This is a genomic window from Pollutibacter soli (assembly GCA_029269725.1).
Lineage (GTDB): Bacteria > Bacteroidota > Bacteroidia > Chitinophagales > Chitinophagaceae > Pollutibacter > Pollutibacter soli.
This window is the reverse complement of sequence record JARJHS010000002.1, coordinates 361768-384584: the sequence shown is the minus strand read 5'-3', so window position 1 is coordinate 384584 and position 22817 is coordinate 361768. Positions and strand designations below refer to the sequence as shown.

At 42.3% G+C, this 22817-nt stretch carries 22 protein-coding genes; 14 read left to right on the top strand and 8 right to left on the bottom strand.

Annotated elements, in window-relative coordinates; genetic code table 11:
- Window positions 1–202: 202 nt before the first annotated feature.
- The 8 genes from paaA to obgE are packed head-to-tail and all read left to right on the top strand — an operon-like array spanning window position 203 to window position 5734.
- Entirely contained in the window at window positions 203–1141 is a 939-nt protein-coding gene (gene paaA, locus P2W82_RS06195) for a 1,2-phenylacetyl-CoA epoxidase subunit PaaA (RefSeq protein WP_336514980.1), read from the top strand.
- 20 nt (window positions 1142–1161) lie between these two features.
- Window positions 1162–1530 carry a 1,2-phenylacetyl-CoA epoxidase subunit PaaB gene (gene paaB / locus P2W82_RS06190; RefSeq protein ID WP_473741691.1) on the top strand — a complete coding sequence of 123 codons (369 nt, stop codon included), beginning with the start codon at window positions 1162–1164 and terminating at the stop codon, window positions 1528–1530.
- A gap of 21 nt (window positions 1531–1551) precedes the next feature.
- A complete protein-coding gene (gene paaC / locus P2W82_RS06185; RefSeq protein WP_336514979.1) occupies window positions 1552–2301 on the top strand; it encodes a 1,2-phenylacetyl-CoA epoxidase subunit PaaC in 750 nt (249 codons plus the stop codon).
- A 3-nt stretch (window positions 2302–2304) separates the two neighbouring features.
- Window positions 2305–2793 (top strand): 1,2-phenylacetyl-CoA epoxidase subunit PaaD, encoded by a 489-nt coding sequence (gene paaD, locus P2W82_RS06180; protein WP_336514978.1) that lies wholly within the window; start codon window positions 2305–2307, stop codon window positions 2791–2793.
- Window positions 2794–2834: 41 nt separating this feature from the next.
- The gene (locus P2W82_RS06175; protein ID WP_336514977.1) at window positions 2835–3611 is read left to right on the top strand and encodes an enoyl-CoA hydratase-related protein; all 777 of its coding nucleotides are present in this window, start codon (window positions 2835–2837) and stop codon (window positions 3609–3611) included.
- An 11-nt stretch (window positions 3612–3622) separates the two neighbouring features.
- Window positions 3623–4060 (top strand): hydroxyphenylacetyl-CoA thioesterase PaaI, encoded by a 438-nt coding sequence (gene paaI, locus P2W82_RS06170; RefSeq protein ID WP_336514976.1) that lies wholly within the window; start codon window positions 3623–3625, stop codon window positions 4058–4060.
- 38 nt (window positions 4061–4098) lie between these two features.
- Complete coding sequence (locus P2W82_RS06165; protein WP_336514975.1) at window positions 4099–4701, top strand: acyltransferase; 603 nt, start codon at window positions 4099–4101, stop codon at window positions 4699–4701.
- 31 nt (window positions 4702–4732) lie between these two features.
- Window positions 4733–5734 carry a GTPase ObgE gene (obgE, locus tag P2W82_RS06160; RefSeq protein WP_336514974.1) on the top strand — a complete coding sequence of 334 codons (1002 nt, stop codon included), beginning with the start codon at window positions 4733–4735 and terminating at the stop codon, window positions 5732–5734.
- A gap of 19 nt (window positions 5735–5753) precedes the next feature.
- On the opposite strand, the gene P2W82_RS06155 is transcribed toward obgE, so the two are convergent.
- Complete coding sequence (locus P2W82_RS06155) at window positions 5754–6074, bottom strand: heavy metal-binding domain-containing protein (protein ID WP_336514973.1); 321 nt, start codon at window positions 6072–6074, stop codon at window positions 5754–5756.
- 99 nt (window positions 6075–6173) lie between these two features.
- Between P2W82_RS06155 and P2W82_RS06150 the strand changes: the two genes are divergently transcribed.
- Window positions 6174–8330, top strand: coding sequence for a S46 family peptidase (locus P2W82_RS06150; protein ID WP_336514972.1), 2157 nt, complete (start codon window positions 6174–6176; stop codon window positions 8328–8330).
- A 118-nt stretch (window positions 8331–8448) separates the two neighbouring features.
- Here P2W82_RS06150 and P2W82_RS06145 read toward each other — a convergent pair whose 3' ends face one another.
- On the bottom strand, window positions 8449–9054 hold the full coding sequence (locus tag P2W82_RS06145; protein ID WP_336514971.1) for a DNA-3-methyladenine glycosylase family protein: 606 nt from the start codon (window positions 9052–9054) through the stop codon (window positions 8449–8451).
- A 145-nt stretch (window positions 9055–9199) separates the two neighbouring features.
- Between P2W82_RS06145 and P2W82_RS06140 the strand changes: the two genes are divergently transcribed.
- Complete coding sequence (locus tag P2W82_RS06140; protein ID WP_336514970.1) at window positions 9200–10021, top strand: UDP-2,3-diacylglucosamine diphosphatase; 822 nt, start codon at window positions 9200–9202, stop codon at window positions 10019–10021.
- Between the two features lie 20 nt (window positions 10022–10041).
- Window positions 10042–11142: a glycosyltransferase family protein gene (locus tag P2W82_RS06135; protein ID WP_336514969.1), complete on the top strand. Its 1101-nt coding sequence runs from the start codon at window positions 10042–10044 to the stop codon at window positions 11140–11142.
- A 186-nt stretch (window positions 11143–11328) separates the two neighbouring features.
- Here P2W82_RS06135 and cysS read toward each other — a convergent pair whose 3' ends face one another.
- The 5 genes from cysS to rlmD all read right to left on the bottom strand — a co-directional run bounded on the left by cysS (window position 11329) and on the right by rlmD (window position 17290).
- A complete protein-coding gene (gene cysS / locus P2W82_RS06130) occupies window positions 11329–12846 on the bottom strand; it encodes a cysteine--tRNA ligase (protein ID WP_336514968.1) in 1518 nt (505 codons plus the stop codon).
- Between the two features lie 118 nt (window positions 12847–12964).
- The gene (locus P2W82_RS06125; protein ID WP_336514967.1) at window positions 12965–14125 is read right to left on the bottom strand and encodes an endonuclease/exonuclease/phosphatase family protein; all 1161 of its coding nucleotides are present in this window, start codon (window positions 14123–14125) and stop codon (window positions 12965–12967) included.
- Window positions 14126–14134: 9 nt separating this feature from the next.
- Complete coding sequence (locus P2W82_RS06120) at window positions 14135–15058, bottom strand: rhomboid family intramembrane serine protease (protein WP_336514966.1); 924 nt, start codon at window positions 15056–15058, stop codon at window positions 14135–14137.
- Window positions 15059–15122: 64 nt separating this feature from the next.
- Complete coding sequence (locus P2W82_RS06115) at window positions 15123–15821, bottom strand: rhomboid family intramembrane serine protease (protein WP_336514965.1); 699 nt, start codon at window positions 15819–15821, stop codon at window positions 15123–15125.
- Between the two features lie 50 nt (window positions 15822–15871).
- Window positions 15872–17290: a 23S rRNA (uracil(1939)-C(5))-methyltransferase RlmD gene (rlmD, locus tag P2W82_RS06110; protein ID WP_336514964.1), complete on the bottom strand. Its 1419-nt coding sequence runs from the start codon at window positions 17288–17290 to the stop codon at window positions 15872–15874.
- A 150-nt stretch (window positions 17291–17440) separates the two neighbouring features.
- Here rlmD and P2W82_RS06105 point away from each other — a divergent pair, with 150 nt between their 5' ends.
- Together P2W82_RS06105 and P2W82_RS06100 are read left to right on the top strand one after the other, a co-directional pair.
- Window positions 17441–18877, top strand: a complete 1437-nt coding sequence (locus tag P2W82_RS06105) for a redoxin domain-containing protein (protein ID WP_336514963.1) — start codon at window positions 17441–17443, stop codon at window positions 18875–18877.
- A 15-nt stretch (window positions 18878–18892) separates the two neighbouring features.
- Window positions 18893–20809, top strand: a complete 1917-nt coding sequence (locus P2W82_RS06100) for a peptidylprolyl isomerase (RefSeq protein WP_336514962.1) — start codon at window positions 18893–18895, stop codon at window positions 20807–20809.
- Window positions 20810–20929: 120 nt separating this feature from the next.
- On the opposite strand, the gene metF is transcribed toward P2W82_RS06100, so the two are convergent.
- Window positions 20930–21883 (bottom strand): methylenetetrahydrofolate reductase [NAD(P)H], encoded by a 954-nt coding sequence (gene metF / locus P2W82_RS06095; RefSeq protein ID WP_336514961.1) that lies wholly within the window; start codon window positions 21881–21883, stop codon window positions 20930–20932.
- 148 nt (window positions 21884–22031) lie between these two features.
- On the opposite strand from metF, the gene lptB reads away from it, so the two are divergent.
- Window positions 22032–22817, top strand: coding sequence for an LPS export ABC transporter ATP-binding protein (lptB, locus tag P2W82_RS06090; protein ID WP_336514960.1), 786 nt, complete (start codon window positions 22032–22034; stop codon window positions 22815–22817).

The window sequence follows — 22817 nt, the reverse complement described above, 5'->3', positions numbered from 1 at the left end:
TAATCATTCCCGGGACGGGTTGCAAGTAAACGGGTGCCTGAGTCACCCACCATTAAAACGAAGACAACAGTTTTGCTCTGGAAATCCTGTTAATCAGTAAGGTATAAGTTAAAAGATTCGTACCCCTGGATCAATTCCGACTAACAACTGTTAGTTTTTATCGGTTTTTTGTAGTTTTACATATTGTTCAAAATGCTTGAATATGGCACAGAACCCTGAGGAATTATTTCTGGAAAAAATTGAAGATGAAATAAAGATCGAGCCTCGCGACTGGATGCCGGAAGCTTACAGAAAAACGCTCATCCGGCAGATCAGTCAACACGCGCATAGTGAAATCATCGGCATGTTGCCGGAAGGGAACTGGATCACCCGCGCTCCGACTTTAAAGAGGAAAGCGATTCTTCTCGCTAAAGTGCAGGACGAAGCGGGTCACGGTTTGTATCTGTATGCAGCGACAGAAACATTAGGTGTGAGCAGAGAATCAACTGTTGCAGATCTGCTCTCGGGCAAGGCGAAGTACTCCTCGATATTTAATTACCCGACGCTGACATGGGCAGATATGGGTGCCATAGGCTGGCTGGTTGATGGAGCTGCCATTCTTAATCAGGTAATGCTTTGCCGAACATCTTATGGACCATATGCCCGCGCAAATATCAGGATATGTAAAGAAGAGAGTTTTCATCAACGGCAGGGATTTGAAATCCTGTTAACGTTGAGCAGGGGCACTGAAATCCAGAGAGCCATGTGCCAGGATGCCATCAATAGGTGGTGGTGGCCCTCGCTGATGATGTTCGGACCAAAAGACAGCGAATCAACACATTCAGATCAAAGCACAAAATGGAAAATTAAACGACAAAGCAATGATGAACTGCGCCAGCGTTTTGTTGATATGATCGCAGAGCAGGTTAAAGTTTTAAACATGCAGTTACCGGATCCCGACCTTAAATGGAATGAAGAACGCCGATCTTATGATTTCGGAGAAATCAATTGGGAGGAATTCTGGAACGTGGTAAAAGGGAATGGTCCATGCAATAAGGAAAGGCTTGAAGCAAGAAGAAAAGCACATACTGATGGTGCCTGGGTTCGGGATGCTGCACTTGCACATGCTGAAAAACAAAAAAATAAACAACGGGCTGCCTGAATTGAAATAAACAAATCACTATGTTAAATCATGTAAACATATTTTATTACGGAGATATTCCTGATGCAGGTGGTTCAGCTTCTGAAAACAATAAGAACAATTTTGCAGAAGTGAACTGGCCTTTGTGGGAAGTATTTATCAGGAGTAAGCAAGGTTTAGATCATAAGCATGTAGGAAGTCTGCATGCTGCCGATGCTGCTATGGCCATAGAGAATGCACGCGATGTTTACACGCGCAGGATGGAAGGAGTAAGTATCTGGGTGGTGAGAAGTGAAGATATCCATGCATCGAATCCTGATGAATCAGGAATGCTTTATGAGCCTGCAAATGATAAAGTGTATCGTCACCCCACATTTTATAACATTCCGGATTCCATTACTCACATGTAATTGTGCGTAGTATTTAATATTATGGATCATCTCCACAATTATCTTTTGCACCTGGCTGATAATGCTCTCATTCTTGGTCACAGAAACAGTGAATGGTGTGGCCACGGACCTGTTTTGGAACAGGATATCGCACTGACGAATATTTCACTTGATCTTCTGGGCCAGGCAAGATATTTCTACCAGTATGCTGCAAGCCGGGCAGGAGCGGGAGTAACCGAAGACAGCCTTGCATACCTGCGTGATACCCGTGAGTTTAAAAACTTCCTTGTTCTCGAGCTTCCGGATTCAGATTGGGGATTTACTGTTTTGCGTCAATACCTGTTCAGTCAGTATCAGTATTTGTTATATGAAAAACTGGTAGACGCTTCAGACCAGGAAATTGCGGCAATTGCTGAAAAATCGCTCAAGGAAGTGGCTTACCATGTAAGATGGAGCAAAGAATGGGTGATACGATTAGGGGATGGCACAACGGAAAGCCGGAAAAAAATGATCGCTTCATGGAATATACTTAAAGATTATGTTGGCGAATTTTTTATTGCTTCCGATGAAGAAAAAATGTTGACTGAATCCAACATGGCAGTCGATCCGGTTACGCTGAGAGAGAAGTGGATTTCGTTGGTAAATCCTGTATTTGAAGAAGCTACCCTTGAGTTCAGACTTCAGAAATGGACGCAACAAGGAGGCAGGCAGGGAATGCACACAGAACACCTGGGTTATTTACTTGCAGAAATGCAATATATGCAGCGAACCTATCCCGGTATGGAATGGTAGATCATGAAACTTCTTACTGAACATACAATTCTGGAATGGCTGGAATCAGTAAAAGACCCTGAAGTACCAGTGTTATCGATCCTTGACCTTGGAATAGTCCGAAAAGTGGAACTGATCAACGATCCAATAAATCCTTTCTGGGAAATAACGATCACTCCTACTTACTCCGGATGCCCTGCAATGGATGTTATTTCTACACAAATCAGGATGATCTTGTTTGCGAACGGCATTTCCAATTTCAGAATAAAACAGGTACTTTCACCCGCATGGACAACAGATTGGATGTCCGATGCCGGCCGTGAGAAGTTAAAGGCCTATGGTATAGCACCACCACAATATTCAGCTTCAGGAAAAGACAATTCAAAGGTTGTTTGTCCGAACTGCGGGTCTGCGGATACAACAGTGATCAGTGAATTCGGATCTACCGCATGCAAAGCTTTGTACCGGTGCGAAAATTGTCTTGAGCCTTTTGATTATTTTAAGTGTCATTAGTTATAGTGAATCCATTTCAATCCACGTTACTTTCACATGATATGTCTTCACTGCTTATAAATATAGAAGATGGTGTTGGCTTCATCCGTTTAAACCGACCGGCAAAATTAAACGCTTTCGATCGCGCAATGTCGATGGAATTGATTGATGCATTTCAAACATTTGAAAAAGATAATGCTGTTCGCTGTATTTATCTCACCGGGGAAGGAAAAGGATTTTCTGCCGGGCAGGACCTGGCTGAAGTAATCGATCCTGAAGGCCCGGGGATGCAGAAAATTTTACATGAGCATTATAATCCAATCATCAAAAAAATAAGATCGATAGAATTACCTGTCGTGGCGGCTGTAAATGGTGTTGCAGCTGGCGCCGGCGCCAATATCGCCCTGGCCTGCGATATCGTTGTTGCCACTTCTTATGCATCTTTTATACAGGCTTTTTCCAAATTAGGATTGGTCCCGGATAGTGGTGGCACTTATTTTTTACCTCGTCTTATCGGCTGGCAAAAAGCATCTGCTCTTACGATGCTGGGAGATAAAGTGTCCGCAGAAGAAGCGGAAAAAATGGGTATGATTTACCGCTGTATACCCGACGACCAATTTGTATCAGAATCCGTTTCCATCGCAAAAAAACTGGCAGCAATGCCTACCCGAAGTTTTGCATTGACGAAAAAAGCATTGAACCTATCATTTTCCAATACGCTGGAACAGCAATTAACATTGGAGGATCAGTTGCAACAGGCTGCTGCGAATACCGAAGATTTTAAAGAAGGGATAAACGCCTTCCTTGAAAAAAGAACACCATTATTTACCGGACGCTAAAAACATTTAATATGGCAGGTCAACAATTAGCAAGCGATGTAGTAGCGCATATGATGAAAAATGATTTTTTCAGTCAGTGGATGGGTGTTGAAGTAATAGACATTCGAGCTGGCTACAGTAAAATAAAAATGGTGATCCGCAAGGAAATGGTGAATGGCTTTGGAATCATCCATGGTGGAATCCCGTTTTCCCTTGCCGACAGTGCATTTGCGTTTGCCTGTAACAACCGGAATAATTTATCTGTGGCGCTGGATGTAACGATTACTTTCACAAAAGCTGTTCATGTGGGTGATGAGCTGATTGCTGAGGCAGAAGAAATCCATGATGGCAGAAGTACAGGCGTTTACCTGATACATGTACGTAATCAGTATAATGACCAGGTTGCACTATTTAAAGGAACCTGCTTCCGTACAGGTAAAGCATTGATTGGCGGAACATCTTCACTTTAATATTTCCGTTTGATTTAGCTATCTATAACTATCAGCATATGTTCTATGCATTCAGGGGTTTTACACCTGTGGCAGACCCGAGCTCCTTTGTTCACCCACAGGCATGCATAACCGGAAATGTAATTATTGGTAAAAATGTTTATATCGGTCCCGGAGCAGCCCTTCGTGGCGATTGGGGAGGAATCGTTATTAAAGATGGATGCAATATCCAGGAAAACTGTACTATTCATATGTTTCCGGGAGTTATCGTGGTGCTGGAGGAAGGAGCACATATCGGTCATGGAGCGATCATTCATGGCGCGCATATCGGAAAAAACTGCCTCATAGGAATGAATTCCGTGATCATGGATAATGTTGTATTGCGAGATGAATGCATCGTTGGAGCATTGAGTTTTGTAAAAGAGGGCGAGAAGATTGAAAGACGCAGCGTGATGGCAGGAAATCCCGCGAAGAAAGTGAAAGAGGTGAGCGATGAAATGATCGCCTGGAAGACTGCAGGCACACAACTTTATCAGCAGCTTCCTCAAGAAATGAAAAACTTCTGGCAACCCTGCGAACCTCTGCCTGAACAGGAAGCAAACAGACCAAAGCAGGAAGAACTTTATCATACACTGGGTCGAACGTTAAACGTTAAACGTTGAACGTTCAGCGTTTAACGTAATTTGCGGCCTGATGGAAAAATCAAACTTCGTAGACCAGATCAGGGTTTTCTGCAAAAGCGGGCATGGCGGCGCGGGAAGCAGGCATTTCATGCGCACAAAATTCAATCCCGAAGCCGGACCTGATGGAGGAGATGGGGGTCGCGGTGGCCATATCATTCTGAAAGGTAGTAAGCATCTCTGGACACTACTGCATCTGCGCTATTATAAGAATGTGTTAGCGGAAAACGGACAGGGTGGCAATAAGAATAACATGACTGGTCGCGATGGGAAAGACATTATTATTGAAGTACCGTTAGGAACCATTGCGCGTGACGAAGAAACGGGCGAAAAACAAGCTGAGATTTTGGAAGACGGTCAGGAAGTCATCTGGCTGAAAGGCGGACGTGGCGGACTTGGAAATAAAAATTTTGCAACAGCAACCAACCAGGCACCCGAATATGCCCAGCCCGGCGAACCAGGCGTTGAAGGCTGGAAAGTCCTCGAACTAAAAGTACTTGCTGATGTAGGTCTGGTTGGATTTCCAAATGCAGGAAAATCAACATTACTTTCTGCTATCACTGCGGCCAAACCGAAAATTGCTGATTACGCATTTACCACGTTGACACCTCAACTGGGCATGGTTGAATATCGCGAAGGAAAATCATTTTGTATTGCCGATTTGCCAGGGATCATTGAAGGCGCTTCAGAAGGAAAAGGATTGGGGCATCGGTTCCTTCGTCACATTGAAAGAAATCCTGTTTTACTTTTTATGATCCCTGCAGATAGTAAGGATCATAAAAAAGAACTGGAGATACTACTTCAGGAACTTGAAAAATACAATCCTGAACTGATGGATAAAAAATTCATCATCGCTATCAGCAAATCGGATATGCTTGACGACGAATTGAAAACAGCCATCAGCAAAGAGTTGCCGGCAAATATCCCTCATGTATTTATTTCGGGAGTATCAGGATCAGGATTGGTTCAATTAAAAGATCTGCTTTGGAAAAATCTGCAGGAACCTGTACATTAATGTTGAACGTTGAACGTAATCACCCCAGCTTAACGGCAGTACCACTGGCACTCACCATCAGCATACTTCCATTGGCTCCGATGGCCTGGTAGTCCAGGTCGATACCTACAACAGCATCAGCTCCTGCTGCATGAGCTTTTTGCGAAAGTTCAGTGATGGCATACTCTTTTGCTTCCTCAAGAACCCTTTCATAAGTGCTGCTGCGACCTCCGAAAGCATCACGCAGGCCACCGAGAATGTCTTTGAAAAAGTTTGCGCCGATAATGGTTTGGGAGGAAACGATACCCAGATAATCCCTGACGGAACGTCCTTCTACAGTAGGGGTAGTAGTTAAAATCATATGAGAAATTTTGTAGTAAAATTAAAACTTAGGACCGTTGATGGTCATGTTGAAATTGATTTTTAAACAGTAGGTTTGTCTTAATACATCGTTACACACATGAAAAAGTCATTGGTTGCTCTCATTTCATTTTTTATATCCCTATGCTGTATCGCTGAAGAAGGCATGTGGTTACCCATGCTTCTTGGTCAGGATGTTTATAATGATATGGTGAAAAAAGGCCTGCTATTAACTAAAGAACAACTTTACAGCATCAATAAACCTTCGATAAAAGACGGGATCATCATGTTTAACAGGGGCTGTTCTGGCGGAGTAGTGAGCAATGAGGGCCTCATCTTTACAAATCATCATTGTGGCTATGATGCGATTGCCGATGCAAGCTCAGTACAGAACAATTATCTGAAGGACGGGTTCTATGCAAAATCCAAGGCTGATGAGATCCCGGCAAAGCATGTGACAGTCGAGTTTCTTGTAAGTGTTGAAGATTTTACTTCTAAAATAGATAGCGCAACCAATGGCCTTAGTGTAACTGATAGGGCAAAAAAAATTCTTGAGCTTACTGAAGAAATCAATAGTCAATACAGCAAGCCCGATCAGTTTATTAAAGCGGAATTGAAATCAATTTTCAAAGGTAATCAGTACCTGCTTTTTGTGTACCAGGAATACAGGGATATCCGCCTTGTAGGAGCACCACCAGAATCCGTTGGAAATTATGGCGGCGATACGGATAACTGGGAATGGCCACGACACACAGGCGATTTTTCAATTTTTAGAATATACACAGGCAAAGATGGTAAACCTGCAGAATACGCTACTGACAATATCCCTTTCAAACCAAAATACTTTTTGCCGATCTCTGTCAAAGGAGTAAAAGATGGTGATTATGCAATGACTTATGGTTATCCGGGATCTACCAATCGTTATGAAACATCATACGGTGTAGCTCTGAAAACAACGGTAGAAAATCCGGCGCTGGTTGAATTACGTGATGTGCGACTGAAATTGATGTTAGCAGAAATGAAAAAAGATCCTGCCACCAGGCTTCAGCTGAGTTCTGCACATTCGACTATCAGTAACTACTGGAAATTTTTTGATGGTGAAACAAAACAATTAATCAAATACAATATACTTCAACGCAAACAGGCAGAAGAAGCTACATTCCAGCAATGGGCCAAAGGAAAACCTGTTTATGAAAATTTGTTTCCTGACTGGCAAAAAGCATATGATCAGTGGAAACCTTATGCAGCTCATCGTATGTACATCAGGGAAGGAATACTAGGTTCTCCATTGCTGGCATTTGCCAACTCACTTGCAAACCTGGAAGCCAGCCTCGTAAGAAAAGGACCGGATCATGCAGACACTAAAAAAGCTTTGGCGGCTGCTAGTGCACGCCGCGAGGAATTTATCAAAGATGAAAATATCGCTTCCGATAAAAAAATTCTTGCAGAAATGCTCAGCATGTTCTACCAGAACATCGATAAGAATCAGCATCCTATTGGCTTTTATGAAAATGTACGTAACACATATGGAGATCTGAAAGATCAGTCTACATGGGATAAATATGCAGCCAATGTTTTTGGTACAACATTTTTACTGGATGATTCGAAATGGAAGGCATTTGCTTCACGACCGGATGCGAACCAATTACAGAATGATGCAGCATATTCTATCGCAGATAAGTTTATCAAAAATTATGACAGCAAATACAACCCATATTTTACACGGTTTACTGCTTCGAACAATGAATACAGCAGGATCTATCTGAAAGGACTACGCGAAATGAGTCCCACAAAAAAAATGTATCCAGACGCCACCTTTACGATGCGTCTTAGTTATGGCAGTGTAAAAAACTATCAACCCAGGGATGCGGTAAAATATGACTATGTCTGCACAATGACGGGCGTACTTGAAAAATACCGGGCCGGTGATTTCGAATTTGAACTCCCGGCTAAACTAAGAGAGCTCGCTGCAAAAAAAGATTACGGGACATATATTGATAAATCGAGGAACGACCTTGTAGTAACATTCATTACTACAAATGATATCACCGGTGGCAATTCCGGCTCTCCTGTACTTAACGGAAAAGGTGAATTGATCGGTTTATCCTTTGATGGAAACTATGAAGCCATCAGTCACAAACTGGCATTTGATAAAAACCTCAACCGCACCATTTGCGTTGATGTACGTTATATTCTTTGGTGTATTGATAAACTCGGCGGGGCAGGATATCTTTTGAAAGAACTCTCTTTACGTTAAACGTAGAACGTTTAACGTAGAACGTTAGCGCTTGCGAAGGCAGTTACCCATCCTGTTTTGTTATACCCAGTCCAGAAACGGCTCTGCGTCATCAGGTTCCTACGTTCAACGTTCTACGTTAAACGTTCAGCGTATCCTTCCATCTCCACAGATACATACTCGCATAGGTCCTGTATGGTGACCATTTTTTTGCGATGCGATACATGGCTTCGGTCAGCTCTTTTTTATCCCCGGTTTTTATTTTGTAGATGCCGGCAATTGCCTGGCGGATACCGAGATCGTCCACAGGAAAAACATCTTCCCGTTGCAATGCAAACATCAATAACATTTCCACAGTCCATCTGCCGACGCCTTTGATTTCCGTCAGATAAGCAATCACTTCATCGTCAGTCATAGGATGTAGTTTGTCGTGGCTCATCCCTTTGACAATAGCAAACTCCGCAACATTTTTTACGTAGCTAACTTTCGCATTTGAAAGACCAATGGCCCGAAGTTTTTCGTGAGGCGTATCAATTATTCTTTGCGGTTCCGGCTCTTTTCCCCCGAACAACTCGATATAACGTCCATGAATAACAGAAGCCACTTTTGTTGAAAGCTGCTGACTCATGATCGATGCACATAAATAATTACAGAGATCCTTCTGCTTCCTGAGTTTTAGCGGGCCATGCGAATCCATAATCTTCTTAAGCCTGCGATCCTTTTCCAGGTGTGGTAAATAATGCATGAACCCAATTTACGCCATAGCGTTCAACAGAAATCACAGAACTGAATTCCTGTGATAACTTTTTCATCTTATTCCCTTCACATAAGCATAATCTACAGGCAACAATAGGTTAAGACAATATTTGGTTCTTTACAAAACCTCGCATTTGAAAACGCATTACAGGACGATCATTATTTCGGACATTCATCTGGGTATTAGGAATTCCCATGTAAGAGAAGCTGTACATTTTCTCCGGGAACATAGTTGCGAAACATTGATTCTGAATGGCGACATTATTGATGGATGGCAGCTGAGTAAATCAGGTAAATGGAAGAAAAAACATACTGCCTTTTTCAAACTTTTATTAAACAGACTTTCTTCCAGCGCTACAAAAATCATTTATCTCCGCGGCAATCATGATGATTTCCTTGACGAAATCCTTCCACTGGAAGTTGGAAATTTTTCTATCCTCAGAGATTATGTTCATGAATCGGAAGGCAGTAAATACTTTGTTGTTCATGGAGATATTTTTGATTCCGTTACAACCAACCTGAAATGGATCTCCAGGCTCGGAGATACAGGTTATACTTTTCTTCTTTGGGTTAACCGTCTTTACAATAACTATCGCAGAAAAAAAGGTTTGCCATATTATTCACTTTCGGCGACAGTCAAACAGCGTGTGAAATCCGCCGTGAGTTTTATTTCTGACTTTGAAAACGAATTATGTGCTGTAGCAGCAACTGAAAAATGCCAGGGAATTATCTGTGGCCATATACATCAGCCTGCTGACAAAATAATCAATGGGATTCATTACCTGAACAGCGGCGATTGGGTGGAAACATTAAGCGCTGTTGTCGAAACTGAAAACGGCGACTGGAAAATCATTTACTACAATGAATGGCTTAAAGAAACCGGCCAACATTCTGTCGATGGTAGTGCTCCTTCTGCTGATATCGATGAAGTACTTGAATCCATTATCAATTCCTGAAACCTCAACCAATTCTTCTAATGAAAAAAAAATCATTTTTATTTCTTGTACAAGGTGAGGGGCGTGGGCATTTAACTCAGGCCATTACCATCAGTGAAATGTTACAGCAACATAATCACGAAGTTTGTTGCGTTGTAGTTGGTATGTCCGGTAAAAAGACTCTTCCTGCTTTTTTCCCGGCCGCAATCAATTCACCAGTTGTTACCATACCCAGCCCGGGATTTGTTACGGACACCGAAAACAAATCTGTACTCGCAGGTAAAACAGTTTTCCATAATTTATTCAGGGTTAAAGATTATATCAGCAGCATCAGGAAGATCAATATGCTGATCCGTTTTCACAAGCCTGATGTCGTCATCAATTTTTACGAACCGCTGGCTGCAATATATAACCTCGTTTATCGTGAAAAAATCAGAACCTTTTCCATCGCGCACCAATTCGTATACCTGCATCCCGGGTTTCATTTCCCCGAAACCAGCCGGATCAGAAAAAATATCCTGAAATGGTACACACGTTTTGTCGCGTTACACTCTCATAAAATCCTGGCGATATCGATGTACCAACTTCCTTCCTCGATTTCGGAACAGATCATCGTTATCCCCCCTGTATTGCGCACCGCGATAAGAAAAATGAGTCCAGGGAAGGAGAATTTCATTCTTGTATATCTTGTCAACAGCGGATATAAAAATCAAATCATTGAATGGCACAAGCAACATCCGGAAATCAGCATCCATTGTTTCATGGATTGCAATCAATTGAAGAACGATCACAAAGGCGAATGGATTTATGATGAAACGCTTTCATTTCATTCTTTGAATGACAGGAAATTTATGGAGATGATGGCCAGTTGTAATGCGATGGCAACTACGGCAGGCTTTGAATCGGTTTGTGAAGCAATGTATCTTTCCAAACCTGTGATGATGGTGCCTGTAGAAGGACAGTTTGAGCAATGCTGCAATGCAGCAGATGCACAAAAAAATGGCGCAGGGATTCGTGCAGATCATTTTGATCTCAGTAAACTAATCCAGTACATCCCAAACCATAATCAACAATCACCGGAATATCATCGTTGGGTCGAGCAGGCGGAATCCATTATTATGCAGTCATTACAAGCCGGATGATTATCAGCAATTCCCTGGCGCACCTATAGAGCAATCGGGTTCTTGAAGCAATTATCCGGAACGTGCACGTTACACTCGTCATCGTATTAAATGAATCCGGATCTAGCAGCAGATCACTTACAACCTATCACTTTAAACCTTCAACTTTAATCTCCTTCTTACTTCTTCCTACTTAGTACTTACTATTTACTTCTCAATCGTCCAACTCACTCCGCCGCCCTTCTCATCCTTCATCTGGATACCCATTCCCAGCAACTGATTCCTGATCTTATCTGAAGTTGTAAAATCTTTTCGAAGTTTTGCTTCACTCCTGATGTCGGCAAGTAATTGCAATACCGCATCCAGCTTATTGCTTTCCTGCTGCAGTTCATCCTTCAATCCGAAAATTTCCACCAGGTATTTTTTGAATTGCGACTTCAGTTTTTCAAAAAGACTTATTGGTATCACTGTTACGGCTACCTGTTTGTCACGTATCGAATTGATCAGCGGAACAAGTTCGAATATATTTGCCAGCACCTTCGCTGTGTTAAAATCATCAGCCATAAACTCATCCATTTCATTAAGCAAACGGGTGGTATTGGCACTGAGTTCCTGATCGATCAGTTTCTCATCTTCAGTAGTGGTATACTCCAGTTTATTCAATTTCTGAAAAGCATCCCACACCCTTCTTAATCCTTTTTCCGCGGCAATTAATGCTTCATTACTGAAATCCAGGGTACTGCGGTAATGGGTTTGTAAAAGAAAGAATCTGATTGTCATCGGACTGAAGGCCTGCGATAACAGCGGATGAGAACCTGAAAAAAGTTCAGTGAGCTTAATCACGTTGTTATAACTCTTTCCCATCTTCTTTCCGTTAATGGTGATCATGTTATTATGCAACCAGTATCGTGCAGGGATTTCATGATTGCATACAGCGCTCTGCGCAATCTCGCATTCATGATGCGGAAACTGCAGATCCATTCCACCGCCATGTATATCAAACTGACCGCCCAGGTACTTGGTACTCATTGCAGAACATTCGATATGCCATCCCGGAAATCCTTCTCCCCAGGGGCTTTGCCAGCGCATAATATGTTCAGGAGCAGCATGTTTCCAGAGCGCGAAATCAGCCTTACTGTGTTTTTCATCCTGGCCATCCAGGTCTCTTGTTGTTTCCAGCTGGTCTTCGAGTATGCGTCCGCTTAATATTCCATACGGCATTCCTTTATCACCATAATCTGAATGGTATTTGTCGACATCAAAATATACCGAACCGTTGACTACATATGCGTATCCGGCAGCAATGATCTTTTCAATCATTACAATCTGTTCAACAATATGACCCGTTGCAGTTGGCTCGATGGTTGGATCAAGATTATTGAACTGGTGCATCGCCCAATGGAAAAGATTGGTATACTTCTGTACCAATTCCATTGGTTCCAGTTTTTCCAGGATTGCTTTCTTTGCGATTTTATCTTCTGCCTCCCTGCCCTCCTCTTCAAAATGTCCGGCGTCTGTAATGTTCCTCACATAACGCACCTTGTAACCAAGGCTCATGAAATAGCGATAGAAAATATCAAAAGTGATGAATGGCCGTGCATGACCGAGATGGCTTTCACCGCTTACCGTGGGTCCGCACACATACATCCCGATATGCCCCGGAGTTATACTTTCGAATGTTTCTTTAGCCCTGGTGAGTGAGTTATAAACTTTAAGCGATGCCATAAATTTTCAAAATGAAAAATCCAAAGATAATAAGGAGATGAAGCCGGAACGGGTGGTAATGGATCAACAACAACAGAAAAATACTGCTGAAAAGGGTGGAATCGACGTTGTAAAAAAATTACTTTTCATTATTCTCCATTTTTACCAGATCCACGATCAACGCGTTATGATCCGATAGTTTCCGCTGCATACGGGTGAACTGTCTGGTTTCCCATACAGGGTCTGCAAATATATAGTCAATCCTTAAAGTAGGCAAAATGTTCAACACCCGTGATGTGGTGCTGGTAAAAGTTTTGCCAAAACCCGTTCCGCGCTCGAGGAAACAATCGTTCATCCGGCTCCTGACAGTATGGTATGCATAAGAGTTAGGCACATCATTCAGATCACCACAGGCAATTACCGGGTGCGGACTTTTACTGATGTTTTCTTTAAGATAATCTGCCTGGAAAGCATGCAGATAAAATGTCTGCTTCATTTTCCGGAAAAGATTTTTTGACGCGACAAGATTGGTGTCCTGTTGAGCTTTTATTTTTCCGAAACTCGTATAATCACGCGGCCGGAATCCGAATGACTGTAAATGCAGGGTAAATATTCTCACAGTATCACTATGGACAACAATATCAGCTGCAATTACATTTTCCGCAGCGCGTGCCATAGAATCCGGATAGGTGAGAATCATCGAATCCACTATCGGGTACTTGGAAAAAATGGCAGTACCGCTAAGATGCCTGTATTGCTGGTGGTTGTCTTTGGCAAAAACAAACCATCGAAATCCCAGTTCCTGTTGTATCTGCCGGATATTGTTATTGACATCCGTAGTAGTAAAAAACTCCTGCAGGCACAGCACATCAGGATTGTATTTTTTGATTTCTGCAAAAATTGCTGGCTTATTCGCCAACTGATTGGGATTGAAATTTTTGGCGTCGAATGCTGTAAACCGCCTGATATTCCAGCTCATCACCCTGAGTGTACTATCCTTTTTTTCGACTGCAAAAGGAGCTGCAAAATTAAAAGGGAGAAAATTTTTGATTGCTGGAATCGCAGCGAGCAAACAAAAAATATTGAGAATAATTCTTTTGGGCGTAACAAAAAGCCAGAACACAATGAAGAAACAAACACCAGCAAGAAGATAAGGGAAAAGCAATCCAAGGAAACCAGAGAACCACCAGTTACGAGGATCAAAATGCGGGGTCAGGGAACTGGTAATAAACAGGAGTGCAGTCAGTACATTGATGAAAATCAGCAACCTCTTAAAAAAATTCCGAAAGAACTGCTGCATGAATTAAAGTTACAGATCTTCTTCGCTGGCTCTTTTCAGAAGGTCTTTTTCCTCTTCGGTCAGCCGGTCGTATCCTTTCTGGTTAATTTTGTCCAGGATCTCGTCAATTTTCTGCTGCGTAAGATTGGCTGTTTTTTTAAATGGCTTCTGGCCGCGCGTATTATAGAACACTTCCTGTTTTACAGGGTTTCTTTTGATGTTCTTCTTTTCCGGATTGAAAAGATTCATAAACCTGTCGTACAGATTTCCCATCCATGCTCCCCAATCAATTCCTCTTTGTAAAGCTTTTGCAAATGAAAAACCTACCGCTGCGCTGGCGATGTGCGGGAAGAAAAGTCCCGGCTGCCTGGATATCCATGCGAAGTCGACAACAACAAAAATGATAGAAATGATCCAGAGAGGGATACCTCCGCTGATCATTGGAAATAATCTGTAATTGGGAGAAATCACCGTTGTGGCAATGGCAATAGCAATAACCGAAGTGATTGCACCATTGTACACTTCTGTGTCTGCAAGACTTTTCAATTGCGGCAACGAATTAAACGAAAGAAGAAAAATGATACCGCCTGCAATACCACCATACAGGTAAAGCGGAACTATTTTCCTGTTACCTACCAGATCTTGTAATATGTAGCCGAATGTCCAGAGCCAGAATAAATTACTTAACAGGAGCATCGTCTTGAGCTCGGCAAACTGTGCGGTGAGTATTGTCCACGGACGTTGAAAAAATTTCTGGGGATCGGCAGGCATCGTAAACCAGGAATAAGTGTTTTTCATAAACGCTTCTTCCTTCATGAAAGACAATCCATAGATCGTTTTGATCATATGCAGTAAAACGAACACAATTACATTGAGGATAATGAGCATCATCAATGCATTATTATCACTCCAGATATTGCTTCGTTTCACTCTAGGATAGTCCCTTTGCCCCATACGTTCCGGAAAAAAATTGCAGATTTAAAATTAAAGCAAAATTCCTACTGATTACAGTTAATCTTTAGTAAAACGTCCTCCGGTTTCTTTTATTCCATATCATAACCAATATAATTCCCGCAGCTGCGCCTCCAAGGTGAGCGAAATGCGCTACAGACGGGTCTCTTCCGGTCAGGCCGTTAAAAAGATCAAAAGCCACCAGGCCCAGTATCGCCCATTTTACTTTTATCGGAAATGGTATCGGGAAGATGAACAATCGGTCATTCGGAAATGTGTATGCAAAAGCCGCCAATACTCCCATTACTCCACCCGACGCACCCATCATCGGAACATTCGCCACCTGTCGCAGATAAGGTTCCGGATTGAGCTGTTCTGCCATGGCTGCATGCTGAACCTGCACCATTTCCCAGGTGATGGCACCCATATGCGCAAGACCAGCCACAAAACCGCAGATAAGATAAAAAACCAGGAACCTGCCCGGCCCCCAAAGATTTTCAAGCGTACTACCAAACATCCACAAGCCGAACATATTAAACAGGAGGTGAAAAAAATCTGATGGGCTATGCAGAAACATATATGTAATGATCTGCCAGAAATGATAAAACTCGGATTTGGGATGATGAAGAGCGAAGAGATTTTCAAAGCTGAACAGCGACTTACCAACGCTTATCTGTGCCAGCCAAACCAGGCCGTTTATGATCAGCAAATTCTTAATAATTACTGGTAATATCTGGAAACTTCCCGGTCTGAAATCTGATGCCATTCTATAAAAATTAATCCTACAAATGTAGCTAAAGGCGCGTTATGCACCGGTTAAACATTTCGGTACTTCAGCTGCACAATGTTTTCAATATGATGGGTATGCGGGAACATATCTACCGGCTGAATGCGCTCGACAGAATACAATTCGTCCAGCAAGGCCAGGTCCCTGGCCTGTGTGGCAGGATTGCAACTTACATATACCACCTTGGGTGCTGCTATCTCTTTGATTTTATTTACCAGTTTTTCATGCATGCCAGCCCTCGGTGGATCTGTGATAATCACATCCGGTTTTCCTTCTCTATGAAAAAATTGTTCATCGCAAACATCAATCACGTCCCCTGCAAAAAAACGAGCGTGATTTATGCCGTTGATCTCCGCATTGATTTTTGCATCACGAATGGCTTCTGCTATTACTTCAACACCGATTATTTTCTTTGCCAGGTCGCTGACGAATAACCCAATACTTCCCGTACCACAATACAGGTCATAAACAGTTTCAGTACCCGTCAGTTCTGCAAACTGCTTCGTTACCTCGTAGAGTCTTTCTGCCTGACGTGTATTGGTTTGAAAAAATGATTTTGGTCCAATACGGAATTTGAGCTCACCCAGCATTTCCGTTGCGAACGGATTCCCCATGAAGCACACAGGTTCCAGGTCATGAATGCTGTCATTGAACTTTGTATTGATGGTATAGAAGAATGAGGTAATGGAGGGGAATTTAGCGAGTAGATGATCCATCATCATTTTCCTGTTCTCAGGCTCGTCAGCTCCTGTCACCAGGTTAACCATCACTTCCCCTGTCGTGCATACACGTACCATCAGATTCCTGAGCCATCCTGCATGATTTCTTATATCATAAAAACTGAAATCATTTGCCAAAGCGAATGAACGTGCCTCGTTGCGGATAGCATTGCTTGGATCATCTTGTAAAAAACATTGTTGTACATCCACAACTTTATCAAATATTCCAGGCACATGAAATCCCAGTGCAGGTTTTAACTGGTCGTCTGACAGCGACTCACCGGAGCGGGCAACCGAATAGGGAATGAATCTTTTACTGCTGAAAGTAAACTCAAGTTTATTCCGGTAATACCTGGTTTTTTCTGAACCCAGAATAGGTTGAATCGGCGGCAGTTTCACCTTTCCAATTCTTCTCAACTGCTGTTCGACCTCTTCCTGTTTGTATTTCAGCTGCAATTCATAAGGAAGCATCTGCCATTTACATCCGCCACAAACACCGAAATGTTCGCAAAACGGGTCAGTCCTTTGAGTAGAATACTCAATTATCTCCTGAACCTTACCTTCGGCCCAGTCTTTTTTTGATTTGGTAAGCCGAACATCCACGAGGTCACCGGGAACCGCGCCTTCAATAAAAATCACTTTACCATCCTGTTTCGCTAAAGCCTTTCCTTCGGCCGCATAACCCGTAACTCTGATTCCCCTGAGAACCTGAACCTTTTTCTTCCGCATCCGGCAAAAATAAAACCGCTGGGAAAATTTTTGTATGATTTCCCTGGTTTCGCAATAATTCGCTGGATTTCATGTTTTTATCTGCAGACACGGCTTTAACAGACCGTGAATGTCAATTTGAATAAATTTGACTCTTAATGTGGCTTATCCATGCGTAGAAACCTCTTTATCTTTTTTCTCTTTTCTGGATTGATGCAGGCCCGTTCGCAAGGGTATGAGATCAAGGTGACCCTGAAACCTTTTACCAAAGGTTACCTCTACCTGGCGCATCATTTCGGAGCCAAGCAATTCCTGATCGATTCGGCTGAGTTGAACAGCAACAGTGAAGCAACATTCCGCGGAAAGGAAAAGCTTTTTGGCGGCGTGTATATGATCGTATATCCGCAGAAAAATGGCTGGGTGGAATGCCTGGTGGACAAAGAACAAAAATTCTCCATGTCCACTGATACGGCCAACCTGATAGGTGCAACCAGATTTCAGGGATCGCCTGATAATGAGTTGTTTTCTGAATACCAGAAGAAAGCACAGACAGTTGGTATGCAGATCGGTGAGATCCGACAGAAAATGGCCGGAGCTTCACCTGCTGAGCAAAAGGAATTAAATGATAAAGCAGCTGCATTGGGGCGTGATATCCAGAAGTATAGGGAGGATTTCCTGAAGAACCATCCGGATCATTTATTATCAGCGATATTCAAAGTACTCAGAGAACCGGAGATTCCACCTGCTGCTCAACATCCCGGTGGAAAATACGATTCCAGTTATGCATACCAGTATTATAAAAAACATTACTGGGATGGAGTGTCATTTACTGATGAACGACTTCTTCGTACACCTGTTTTTCAACCCAAATTCGACAGGTATTTTGCTGAAGTGATTTCACCTGCGCCGGACTCACTGATTAAGGCGGCTGATTTTGTTCTCGATGCATCAAAGTCAAATGCCGAGATGTTCAAATTCTGTCTGTCAACACTTACCGATAAATACGTGAATCCAACTTATATGGGCCAGGATGCAGTATTTGTACACCTGTTTCAGAAATATTACCTGACTGGCATGGCGGACAGCTGGATGACTGACAAGTACAAAAAGTTTATTCATGATCGTGGTTATAGTCTGATGGGAAATATTATCGGGAACAAGGGAGCAGATTTTGAATTCCTTGACACATCCGGCAAGAAAAAAAACCTGTATTCAGTCACCGGAAAATATACCGTCATCTGTTTCTGGGATCCTACCTGCGGACATTGCAAGGAAGAAGTACCCAGACTCGATTCAATTTTTCAATCCACCTGGAAAAAACAGGGAATAACGTTGCTCGGTGTTATGACCGATGGAGGAAAGGAAGCATGGATCAAATTTATCAGGGAACATAATCTGAAAGATTGGGTTCATGTCTACCAGACAAAAGAAATGCGTGACGCAGATTACGCTAAAGGCAAACCAGGCATTCGCCAGTTATATGATGTTTACCAGACACCGATGCTATATCTGCTGGATAAAGACAAAAACATAATTGCAAAAAAACTAAGTTACCAGCAGTTGGGTGAGTTGCTCCAGGTTAAAGCCCAGACCGCAGCTGTAAACTAATATCCTTTTTACATCATGAAAAACCTCCTTGTCATATTAGGCTGTTTTTTTGTTGTTAACATTCATGCACAAACGCTTTTTACTTACGGAAAGAAAAGCGTAAGTAAAGATGAGTTCATACAGGCCTTTCTGAAGAACAAGCCGGAAAATGTGAATGAGAAAGAAGCGTTGAAAGAATACCTTGAGCTTTATACCCGCTTCAAATTAAAAGTACAGGCGGCATACGATCTCCGGATAGACACTCTTCCCAATCAGAAAGCAGATTTGGAAACTTTCAGGCACCAGGTAGAGAACAGTTTTCTTGTTGATTCCAGTGCTTTCCGCTCGCTTATTGATGAAGCATTTGAAAGAAGCAAAAAAGATATCCGGCTGTCATATATCCTGATCCCTTTCCCCGAACAGGGAAAGGATGATGCAGAAAGTACCGCACAGAAAAAAGCAACCGAGGCAATCAATAAAATTAAATCAGGTGCTGATTTTGCAGATATAGCTTCAAGCTATTCAGCGGATACTGCCGCAAAACGAAATGGTGGCGATCTTGGCTACATTACGCTTTTTACGCTGCCATATGCATTGGAAAATATTGCTTATCAATTAAAAACAGGAGAGGTTTCTTCGCCGGTAAAAACAAAAGCAGGATATATCATTCTCAAAAAAACGGATGAGAGACCTGCAGCGGGGAAAATCACGATTGCCCAGATCCTAATTGCTATTGATAAGACAGGTACTACCGATGAAAAACAAAGCCGGAAAAAACTCGCAGATTCATTGTACCAGGCAGTAATCAAAGGTTCGTCGTTTGATACACTGGCGATGCAATTCAGCAATGACCAGGCAAGTTTTGCCAATGGGGGACGTCTGGCAGAATTTGGTGTAGGTATTTACGATCCGGATTTTGAATCAAAAGCTTTTGCCTTAAAGAAAGATGGTGAGATTTCCACTCCGTTCGAAACGGGTTTTGGTTATCATATCCTGAAACGCATCAGTCTGACACCTGTTGAAACCAATCGCCAGGCTGCTGAAAATTTTCTCAAAGGCGTTATCTCGGAAGATGCGCGAAACAGGTCCGCGATGGATGTGCAGGAGAAAAAAATGCTTACACAGGTAACCATCAAAAATGAAGCTTATGACGAAAAGCAACTGTGGAGCATAACCGAAGAATATATAAAGACGGAGAGTTTTAAACCGACTGCAGCATTCGGTTTAAATAAGGTTCTTTTCCGCTTCCCAAAAAAAAATGTGGAAATTACGGACTGGTTGAGATATGCACGTACCTGGTCAGCTAATGAAAACGGTGCTGTTGATTTTCCTGGATTGATGAATAATTTCAGAAGATTTGCTTCAGCTAATTACTACAAAGCGCACCTTGAAGATTACAATCCTGCTTTCAAAAAACAGCTCAAAGAATTTGCAGATGGAAATGTGTTATTTGAAGTAATGGAAAGGGAAGTCTGGAATAAGGCTGCGGCAGATTCAAAAGGACTGCGCAGGTATTATGAAGAAAACAGGAAAAAATACACCTGGGAGAGCAGCGCATCAGCAATAATGTTTACGGCAGCGGATAAGGATATTGCTGAAAAAACAATTGCGCAGTTAAAAGCAAATCCAGCGCTCTGGCGTCAGCTCTCGGAGTCTTCTCAGGGAAAGCTTGTAGCTGACAGCGGTCGCTTCGAGATCAGCCAATTATCAACTGAAACTGATGTAAAAGAAAACAGTTTTACTCCTGTTCTCGGCAACGAGATAGACCAGACTGTGACATTCTCATATATCCTCAGATTACATCCCGCAGGAAGTATCCGCAGTTTTGATGAGGCGCGTGGAATGGTCATCAGTGATTATCAGCAGGTAGTAGAAGATCAATGGATGGCGCAGCTGAAAAAGAAATACCCGGTGGTGGTAAATCAGCAGGTATGGAAGGAGGTCATACGTTAAAAGTGTTAAGTTATAGGTTATAAGTTATATCATGCAATTTGGAGAACTCTTAGATCCTAATTTCATCTTCATTGACTTTTCAAAATCTGAAAAGTTAACCTATAACTTAAAACTTACAACTTAAAACACAGCTTTCACCGTATTATAAATCACCTTCGGTTTTCCCAGCGTATAGTAATGAAGAACGGGAGCCCCGGCGTTTTTCAATTCCCTGGATTGAGCGATTAGCCATTCCGTTCCAACGATTTCACAATCTTCATCTGTTTTACAACGTAGGATCTCGTTGCTGAGTTCCGGGGGAAAATCAACGTGGAAAATTCTTGAAATCACATTGAGCTGTTTTTTATTAGTAATGGGTTTAAGACCCGGAATGATTGGCACAGTAATCCCTGCATCCCGGCATTGCTGAACAAAACTGAAATATTTCGAATTGTCGAAAAACATCTGCGTGACGATATAATCAGCGCCGGCTTCCACTTTTAATTTCAGGTAATCCATATCCGATTGGAGATTGGGTGCTTCGAAATGTTTTTCAGGATAACCTGCTACTCCGATACAAAATTTTGTTTTGAATCCATCGCGGATATCTTCTTCAAGATAAATTCCATGGTTCAGGTCCTTAACCTGACGCAACAGGTCGATCGCATATTTATGTCCTTCAGGCTCCGGCTCAAACGAGCTTTCACTTTTTGTAGCATCGCCACGCAAAACGAGTACATTATCGATTCCAAGAAAATTTAAATCGATCAATGCATCTTCTGTTTCACGACGCGTAAACCCCCCGCAAATCAGGTGGGGCACCGCATCGATTTTATAGTGGTTCATGATGGCCGCACAAATACCAACTGTGCCCGGCCTTTTCCTGATCTCCACTTTTTCAAAAGTGCCATCCAGCTTTTTCTTGAAGATATGTTCACTCCTGTGGTAAGTCACATTAATGTATGCTGGTTTGAACTCCATCAGGGGGTCAATATTCTGGTACAGAGAGCTGATATTTTTCCCTTTCAGCGGAGGCAAAATTTCAAAAGATACCAATGTGTCATTCGCCTGGGTAATATGATCAATAACTTTCATTCTTTCCGGAATTTTAATACTCCGGCAAAATACGGCAGTATTTACTCACATAGCAAATCTGTTAAAGCAGTTATTGCATCCACTTTACGAGGAATAAGAACCTTATTTTTGCAGCTTAGGGTTCATCAGAATCATTTAACATACCTGCATGAGTTTAAGAATACACACGCATGATCTTGTCAAAAAATATCGCAGCCGTACTGTTGTAAACAAGGTTTCAGTGGATGTGAAACAAGGCGAAATTGTTGGTTTGCTCGGACCAAACGGTGCCGGTAAAACGACGTCATTCTATATGGTTGTTGGATTGATCAAACCAGATGAAGGTGAAGTATTTTTAAATGAGGAGAATATTACACGTCTCCCGATGTACAAACGTGCCCAGATGGGTATCGGTTATCTGCCGCAGGAAGCGTCTGTGTTCAGGAAACTCACTGTTGAAGCTAATATCTCCGCTGTATTGGAAATGACAAAACTTTCGAAAGCTGCACAAAAAGAGAAACTGGAAACTTTATTGTCGGAATTTGGTCTCGCTCATGTGCGGAAAAACAATGGCGACAGCCTTAGTGGTGGCGAAAGAAGAAGAACTGAAATTGCGCGTGCACTTGCTGTTGATCCGAAATTCATTTTGCTGGATGAACCCTTTGCGGGGGTCGACCCGATTGCTGTTGAAGACATTCAGACTGTAGTAGCAAGATTGAAGTATAAAAATATCGGTATATTAATTACAGATCACAACGTAAACGAAACGCTTTCCATTTGCGACCGGGCTTATCTTTTGATTGAAGGAAAGATATTTAAACATGGAACTGCAGAACAGCTGGCAGAAGATGAGCAGGTGAGAAGATTGTATCTTGGCAGGAACTTTGAGCTGAAAAGAAAAGATTATCTTCATGAGGAAGCGAGGATTGGAAGTCTTGCTGATGATACACCGTGA

What these genes read in the sequence shown, in the direction of transcription:
- paaA (WP_336514980.1), top strand. Translation starts at nt 203, where the DNA reads ATGGCACAGAACCCTGAGGAATTATTTCTGGAAAAAATTGAAGATGAA.
- paaB (WP_473741691.1), top strand. Translation starts at nt 1,162, where the DNA reads ATGTTAAATCATGTAAACATATTTTATTACGGAGATATTCCTGATGCA.
- paaC (WP_336514979.1), top strand. Translation starts at nt 1,552, where the DNA reads ATGGATCATCTCCACAATTATCTTTTGCACCTGGCTGATAATGCTCTC.
- paaD (WP_336514978.1), top strand. Translation starts at nt 2,305, where the DNA reads ATGAAACTTCTTACTGAACATACAATTCTGGAATGGCTGGAATCAGTA.
- P2W82_RS06175 (WP_336514977.1), top strand. Translation starts at nt 2,835, where the DNA reads ATGTCTTCACTGCTTATAAATATAGAAGATGGTGTTGGCTTCATCCGT.
- paaI (WP_336514976.1), top strand. Translation starts at nt 3,623, where the DNA reads ATGGCAGGTCAACAATTAGCAAGCGATGTAGTAGCGCATATGATGAAA.
- P2W82_RS06165 (WP_336514975.1), top strand. Translation starts at nt 4,099, where the DNA reads ATGTTCTATGCATTCAGGGGTTTTACACCTGTGGCAGACCCGAGCTCC.
- obgE (WP_336514974.1), top strand. Translation starts at nt 4,733, where the DNA reads ATGGAAAAATCAAACTTCGTAGACCAGATCAGGGTTTTCTGCAAAAGC.
- P2W82_RS06155 (WP_336514973.1), bottom strand. Translation starts at nt 6,074, where the DNA reads ATGATTTTAACTACTACCCCTACTGTAGAAGGACGTTCCGTCAGGGAT.
- P2W82_RS06150 (WP_336514972.1), top strand. Translation starts at nt 6,174, where the DNA reads ATGAAAAAGTCATTGGTTGCTCTCATTTCATTTTTTATATCCCTATGC.
- P2W82_RS06145 (WP_336514971.1), bottom strand. Translation starts at nt 9,054, where the DNA reads ATGCATTATTTACCACACCTGGAAAAGGATCGCAGGCTTAAGAAGATT.
- P2W82_RS06135 (WP_336514969.1), top strand. Translation starts at nt 10,042, where the DNA reads ATGAAAAAAAAATCATTTTTATTTCTTGTACAAGGTGAGGGGCGTGGG.
- cysS (WP_336514968.1), bottom strand. Translation starts at nt 12,846, where the DNA reads ATGGCATCGCTTAAAGTTTATAACTCACTCACCAGGGCTAAAGAAACA.
- P2W82_RS06125 (WP_336514967.1), bottom strand. Translation starts at nt 14,125, where the DNA reads ATGCAGCAGTTCTTTCGGAATTTTTTTAAGAGGTTGCTGATTTTCATC.
- P2W82_RS06120 (WP_336514966.1), bottom strand. Translation starts at nt 15,058, where the DNA reads ATGGGGCAAAGGGACTATCCTAGAGTGAAACGAAGCAATATCTGGAGT.
- P2W82_RS06115 (WP_336514965.1), bottom strand. Translation starts at nt 15,821, where the DNA reads ATGGCATCAGATTTCAGACCGGGAAGTTTCCAGATATTACCAGTAATT.
- rlmD (WP_336514964.1), bottom strand. Translation starts at nt 17,290, where the DNA reads ATGCGGAAGAAAAAGGTTCAGGTTCTCAGGGGAATCAGAGTTACGGGT.
- P2W82_RS06105 (WP_336514963.1), top strand. Translation starts at nt 17,441, where the DNA reads ATGCGTAGAAACCTCTTTATCTTTTTTCTCTTTTCTGGATTGATGCAG.
- P2W82_RS06100 (WP_336514962.1), top strand. Translation starts at nt 18,893, where the DNA reads ATGAAAAACCTCCTTGTCATATTAGGCTGTTTTTTTGTTGTTAACATT.
- metF (WP_336514961.1), bottom strand. Translation starts at nt 21,883, where the DNA reads ATGAAAGTTATTGATCATATTACCCAGGCGAATGACACATTGGTATCT.
- lptB (WP_336514960.1), top strand. Translation starts at nt 22,032, where the DNA reads ATGAGTTTAAGAATACACACGCATGATCTTGTCAAAAAATATCGCAGC.